This is a genomic window from Candidatus Poriferisodalis multihospitum (assembly GCF_028283155.1).
GTDB lineage: Bacteria > Actinomycetota > Acidimicrobiia > Acidimicrobiales > Poriferisodalaceae > Poriferisodalis > Poriferisodalis multihospitum.
This window is the reverse complement of sequence record NZ_JAPYOK010000012.1, coordinates 1-6,087: the sequence shown is the minus strand read 5'-3', so window position 1 is coordinate 6,087 and position 6,087 is coordinate 1. Positions and strand designations below refer to the sequence as shown.

The following is a 6,087-nucleotide window of genomic DNA, read 5'->3' as shown; positions in this document are numbered from 1 at the left end:
GCGGGTCTTCTCGTCGTTGCCCCAGTAGCCGTCCATGGCCCGGAACGTCTGCAGCTGCACCTCGCCGATCACACCGGGCGCCACGACCTCGCCGCTGTCGGCATCGACGACGCGCACCTGCACGTCCTCGAGCACCTGGCCCACCGACGACAACCGGTGCAGCTTGCGCTCCTTCTCTTCGTCGGTGCCGTCGATGCGATGATCGTCGGGATCCAGAACGGCCACTGTGGACGTCGTCTCGGTCTGCCCGTAGGCGCCGGCAAACGCCACGTTCGCCGGGAACATGTCGATGGCTCGGCGGATGACCGATGGCGGCATCGGCGCCGCGCCGTAGGTGATGGCGTCGAGGCCGCTGAACGCCTCATGGCCGAAGTTGGGGGCTTCGAGCACCCGAGCGAGCATGGTGGGCACCAGGAAGGCATGCGTCACCGAGTGCGCCTGCACGCAGTCGATCCACGACGACGCTTCGAACTGCGGCAGCAGCACCACCACGCGCCCGCTGTAGAGGGCGTTCAGCATCGAGGTGAGCCCGGCGATGTGATACAGCGGCGCCGCGACCGCCATGCGTCCCATGTCCTCGCCGGTCGCGGCGTCGTTGGTGCCCATGACGTAGCCCGTGATGGCCCCGTTGGTGAGCTTCACGCCCTTGGGCATGGCCGTGGTGCCGCTCGTGTACAGCAGCGCGCACAGCCCGTCGGGATCGACATCCTCCGGGACGGGCAACTCGAACGCCTCGTCACGGGCGGCGGCATACGACGACGGATCGTCGAGCACCAGGACGTGCTCGAGGTCGTCGGGCTTGTTCTCGGAGATCAAGTCGCTGTAGCGCGACTCGGTAAACAGCACGCTGACGCCGCTGTCGCTCAGCAGGTGGGCGGTCTCCTCGGCACCGGCACGGAAGTTCATCGGCACGACGGTGGCGCCGACGAACGCACCGCCGAAGACGGCCTCCACGCACTCCACGCTGTTGGTGGCGAAGATGCCGACCCGGTCGCCGACGCCCACGCCGAGCATGGTCAGCATGCCGGCAGCGCGGCTCACGTTGTCGAGCAGCTCCTGGTAGGTCACCTCGCGGGCGGCGCCGCCGCCGGCTTCCGTCGAGGTGTCGATCAGGATGACTTGTTCGCCAGCAATGGTCGCTGGCATGAAGAGCAGCATTCCCAGATTCACATCGACCCCCTGTGGTCTGCTGAAGCAGTAGTCGCAGCAGATATTCGCAAATGTCGTTGCCCGCGCGCCGACTTGGGCACGAACAGCGCCACAGTTTGCCCCTCGCCACGGCCATTGACTCGCCGAAACGGCGAGGTGCGCCCGACATGGCTACGACGACAGGACCTTCGGCGATCCGCTCAGGCTCGTGGCTCCTACGCTGCACGCATGAAGCGGCTTGCACCGGTCCTGCTGAGCGTCCTCGTGGCAGCGGCTGCTTGCAGCACCGCCGAGAATGCGGCCCCGGATCCGACCCCAGTTGCCACCACGGCGGCGACAGCCACCACTGCACCATCGGCAACGACCGCTCTGTCGGCGACCACGACCTCGTTGGCGTCGATGCCGACGACAGCCCCAACGACGACAGCAGCAACCGCGGATTCTGATGCGACAGCGGATGCCGCTACGACAGCCGGCTCCGATGCATCACAGGACGGCCGGGAGTCGGATGCCGTTGCAGAGCCGGCCGACGAGCCCGCGGCACCGAGCACCGACCCGCTCGATGCGGCCGTCACCGAGTGGATGAAACGCTCGGGCGCACCCGGTCTGGTGCTCGCCGTCGCCCGCGGCGACCGCGAGCCCGACCTGTTCAGCTGGGGCGTCAGCGATCTCGGCACCAGCACGCCGATGTCGTACCGCCATCACGTTCGGATCGGCTCGGTCACCAAGACGGTGACAGCGGCTGTCGTACTGCAGCTGGCTGCCGAAGGCGTGGTGGCGCTGGATGCGCCAGTGGCGCAGTACTTGGGAGGCGACTGGGCACCGGGCTATGAGCACGCCGCCGAGGTCACCGTGCGTGACCTGCTCGGGCACACCTCGGGATTCGTCGAGTATGCCTTCGACCCTCGCTTCTACCAGCTCGCAGCAACCCGGCTGGATGAGCAGATTTCGCCTGAGGAGATCCTGGAATTCGCTGCCGACTACGGCCCCGTGACCGAGCTGGGCACTGAGTTCAACTACAACACCACGGGCTACGTCGCTGCGGGTCTGGTCATCGAAGCCGTCACCGGCAACAGCGCTGCCGAGGAGTTGCGTTCTCGGGTGTTCGAGCCGCTCGGCCTCGAACACGTCTACCTGACGCCCGAAGAGTTCCCGCCCGAGCCAACGGCGAATGGGTATGTCGGCGGCACGATCGGCTACCTGCTGGGTCCGCTGCTGGGTCTCACTCGCGACAACCAGATCACCCACGCGGACGCCATCTTTGTGGACATCAGCACCATGCCCAGCGAGTTCGCCCGCTCCGCGGGATGGACAGGCGGCGGCCTCGAAGCACAGATCGGCGATGTGGCAGTGCTGATGCGGGGCCTCTTCGCAGGCGACATCCTCGATGCACGGCAAGTCGGACTCATGACCACGGGTCACCCGCAGCCCGACAACAGCTACGGGCTGGGCATCTCGACCGAGCAGATTGCGGGCTTGACAGTGTTCAGCCACGGGGGCGGCGTGCCGGGCTTCCGCACCATCGCCGCCTACATTCCCGAACTGGACCTCGGCATAGCCATGACCGCCAACCTGCTCGGCATTGACGGCACAGACGACGTCAGCACCCTGTTGGAATCACTCGCCCCGATCCTGGCCACCACGAACTGACGTGCCGCACCAGGCGGTCGAAAGCCATCCCGAACACACTGGCCACCCACAGCCGAAGCCGGATCGCCGACCACATCCGATGGAGACCATCACGACCGGGTACACGAGTTCTCCGAGTGCCGCTGTTCGGTTTGCCGGGGTCCAGGCAGATGGCTGCCGATCACGGCACCTTCAAGCCACGCGTGACGCGCAATGGGACGTCGAGGCGGTGCTCGACGACTCGCTGAATGGTTGCGAGCAGTTCATCATTTGGCAAACTACTCGGCACGGAGGCAATGTCGGGGTAGCTGCCGTACTCACCGGCCGACAGGGCCGTAGCCACTCGGCGTGGTACCCGGTCCGGGTCGACCGAGACGACGAGTTCATTCTCTCGGAGATCGATCCAGCTCTGTGTGACCGCATCGGCGAGCTCGAAGGACTCGGACTTTTCGTCATTGACATCGCTCGGCAGATACATGTCTTGCCCGTCGGCGAACGACGCCTGAGCTTCGAGCAGCTCGCTGTAGCCGAACACAGCTCCGATCCGGATCTCAAGATCATCGTGTTCATCGGCGAGGGCTTGAGCTGTCTCGCTTGGCGGGTCAGCTCCTTTGAGCCACAACCACGCCGCGAACTTGAGTCCGTGATCGAAACCCCACCCCGCTGCTCTCTCGTCTTCGATCTCTCTGAGCTCGTCGAGTGCCAACAGCAAGACCGGAAAGAGGTCGAAGCGTCGTTGAGCCTCGTCACGCTGAACACGATGCAAGCGTGCATACTCTTCAATCTCGCACAACGGGTGACTCATAGAGGGCCAGCGTCGGCAGCCCCAGATGCCATCAGTAAAGACAATCACCTCGTTGCCGCAGGGCCTGCTTCGCAGTCTGCCGTAGCTGCCGCCGATGCTGATGCGTTGGCCGGAAGCGATCGGCCCGTCAACTTCCCGCCCGCGGCGGTGTACCCACAGCTCGTTCGAACGTGGGTCGTATTGAATGCGGCCCCGAGGAAGCGACAGCACCAGCCGTTTGGGTTCCTCGAGGTGCGTCTCGTAACTGGCGAGAAAATCGATGTACGCACACCTGCCCTCTATCTCTAGTCGTCCGGTGATCTCCATGCCCGCGCTGTCTTGGGTGGGGTCGTGCATCTCGTGGAAATCGGCCCACGGCAACGGCAGGATCTCGTCCAGATGCGGCACAAAAGCTGGAACGGACGTCGTTGGAGCAGTCGTCCTCAAGGCCGCAGCCACCTGCGCTTCCTCTGTCGTGCCAACGTCGGCAGGCTGGCCAGCATTCGCGCGGTCGGTCTGCTCTTGCGAACGAGTCACATGCTGTGCGCCTGAGGTACACCCCCACATGGCCAACGCCGCGCAGAGCATTACAAGGCACCGCGCGGACAGAAACAGCCGACTCGTCCGAGTTCCAAGGAGCGATGTGAGGCCAAGGAGAGCGAGATCGTGAGGTCGCTCCGCGCGCGGCGCAGCCGACTGGCAGCCGACTCGCGACCCCACGATCTCGCCGTATCCCGATTAGTTCTCTGGCACTCTCCTATGGGACGTTTATCGGCCCGAAGGTAGTGACATCCACACCGAGTATTGACTCCACCCTTCCGATGCCAGTTATGGGGCATGAACTCTGGGAAGCGTAGTTGCTGACGCAGATGATCTTGTTCGTCACTTGATGGGACTGCCCAGAAGGAATCAGATAGAGGGCAGCATCCAAGAACCTGTTGTGCTGCCGGCTGTGGAGTGAGAGAGTCGTGCCCTGCGTCGTCCATGTGGTTCTATTGCAATGTCCGGCCGTGAGTACGCCGTATCTGCCGGAGCCGGGGTGGTAGGCACTAAAGCCGGATGTGCAGACCGCAGACCCGTTCGTCATCCGGTGGCCACCCTCGAATGCTGTCTCGTCTGCGAGCCGCTGCGCTCCGACAGCGATGAATGGGACGTCGAGGTGCGGTGCAATGAGCTGCGAAACGCGATCTAGCGTGCTGCTACCGCTGTGGCCTGAATCGTCGGCGGTGCCCACCGGGCCAGTCGGTGCCTGTCCGTGCCCGGCGTCGAGAGCCCCTGAGGGCGCCGCAGGTGCCGCAGCGAGGTCGATGCCGATCTCAAGGGCATTGGCTCGCAAGTCCACTGCGGTGTGAGTGATCATGTCGCTGAGATCGATCCCTGCACTGTCTCCGGCCCCGGTGTTGCCGACAGCGCCGATGCCTTCGCCGAATCCGAAGGCATCCTGGGCTGCGACCAATGACGCAAAAGTGACCTGAGCACTGGTGCGGATCTCCACGTCGTCGTGAGCCGCTGCAATGGCAGCAGCGATGCTGCTGGGCGGGTCGCTCTCAACGAGCCAAACCCAAGCAGTCATCGACCCGTGATGGTCGATGCCCCACCCGGCGAGGCGTTCAGCCTCCGCGGCGCGCAACGCTGCGAGGATGTCCTGAAGTTCAGGCATGCGGTTGAGGCGGAGCTGCGCTTCGGCGGTGGAAACCCCGTAGTCGCTTGCATAAGAGGCGACCACGGGATGAATCGTTGCCTCGGTGTCGGCGCTCGACTCGGCTGCGGCACTGCTCGGCAACAAGGCAGCCACAGTGACCGACACAAGCGAAACACCGAAAATTCGCGGTGTGAGGCGAACCGTCGGATCGCCGCGAGCAGTCCCGGCGACAGGTTGAGGTTGAAGTCGCATTGTTTCGTCCTTTCACGTTCATAGCCCCGGCTCATGCGTTGGCCGCGGGCCGCCGTGTCTCGGACCGTACAGCTCCCCCAGAATGCGAGAATCACACACTCCGTTAGAAAATCGGCTCTTCGCTACTCTGTGGGACCAAGGGTTGTTGAGCGTCTTCAGGTACGCATGTCAGACCAACGGCCGGAAAGCCATCCTGAACATGCTGACTGTGATTCTCCTCGTCAACGTTGCCGCTGCCGGAGTGCTGCTGTCGATCGCGGCGCTGCGTCCCTCGCATCGGCGGGTATCGCTCCTCGCAGCAACACAGGCCCTGTTCGTCGTGGGAATCCTGAGTCTTGCTTCGTTTGGCATCTTGGCAATTGCCGGGGGGCTGTGCTGCACCGTTGCCGGGTTGCGAGAACATTCCGACCGGACACAGCGATCGAATGATTGAGCGCCGCCACAAGATGGGCGCTATGCGACAAGGGGGAGGCAGCAGTGAGCGAGTTGTTGGCAGGAATCCGGGTACTTGAGCTGGCGACCGGCATTTCGGGGCCATATCTCGGAAAGCTCTTCGCCGACCACGGCGCCGATGTCATCAAGGTGGAACCGCCCAGCGGGGACCCGGCCCGCCGTCATGGCCCGTGGGGCG

6 protein-coding genes are annotated in these 6,087 nt (G+C 64.3%); 3 read left to right on the top strand and 3 right to left on the bottom strand.

The window, feature by feature from the left end; genetic code table 11:
• On the bottom strand, positions 1-1,146 hold a 1,146-nt coding region (locus tag VI480_RS00265; protein WP_323670803.1), incomplete at its 3' end, for a long-chain fatty acid--CoA ligase.
• Between the two features lie 231 nt (positions 1,147-1,377).
• Here VI480_RS00265 and VI480_RS00260 point away from each other — a divergent pair.
• The gene (locus VI480_RS00260) at positions 1,378-2,799 is read left to right on the top strand and encodes a serine hydrolase domain-containing protein (protein WP_323670802.1); all 1,422 of its coding nucleotides are present in this window, start codon (positions 1,378-1,380) and stop codon (positions 2,797-2,799) included.
• A 160-nt stretch (positions 2,800-2,959) separates the two neighbouring features.
• Here VI480_RS00260 and VI480_RS00255 read toward each other — a convergent pair whose 3' ends face one another.
• Positions 2,960-4,021, bottom strand: a complete 1,062-nt coding sequence (locus VI480_RS00255; protein ID WP_323670801.1) for a hypothetical protein — start codon at positions 4,019-4,021, stop codon at positions 2,960-2,962.
• A gap of 298 nt (positions 4,022-4,319) precedes the next feature.
• Positions 4,320-5,357 carry a hypothetical protein gene (locus tag VI480_RS00250; RefSeq protein WP_323670800.1) on the bottom strand — a complete coding sequence of 346 codons (1,038 nt, stop codon included), beginning with the start codon at positions 5,355-5,357 and terminating at the stop codon, positions 4,320-4,322.
• A gap of 241 nt (positions 5,358-5,598) precedes the next feature.
• On the opposite strand from VI480_RS00250, the gene VI480_RS00245 reads away from it, so the two are divergent.
• Positions 5,599-5,889 (top strand): hypothetical protein, encoded by a 291-nt coding sequence (locus VI480_RS00245; RefSeq protein ID WP_323670799.1) that lies wholly within the window; start codon positions 5,599-5,601, stop codon positions 5,887-5,889.
• Positions 5,890-5,933: 44 nt separating this feature from the next.
• Positions 5,934-6,087 (top strand): CoA transferase (locus VI480_RS00240; RefSeq protein ID WP_323670804.1); only part of this gene is annotated, 154 nt, incomplete at its 3' end.

Bases quoted from the DNA above. Each gene is read 5' to 3' on its own strand.
- VI480_RS00260 (WP_323670802.1), top strand. From the start codon at position 1,378: ATGAAGCGGCTTGCACCGGTCCTGCTGAGCGTCCTCGTGGCAGCGGCT.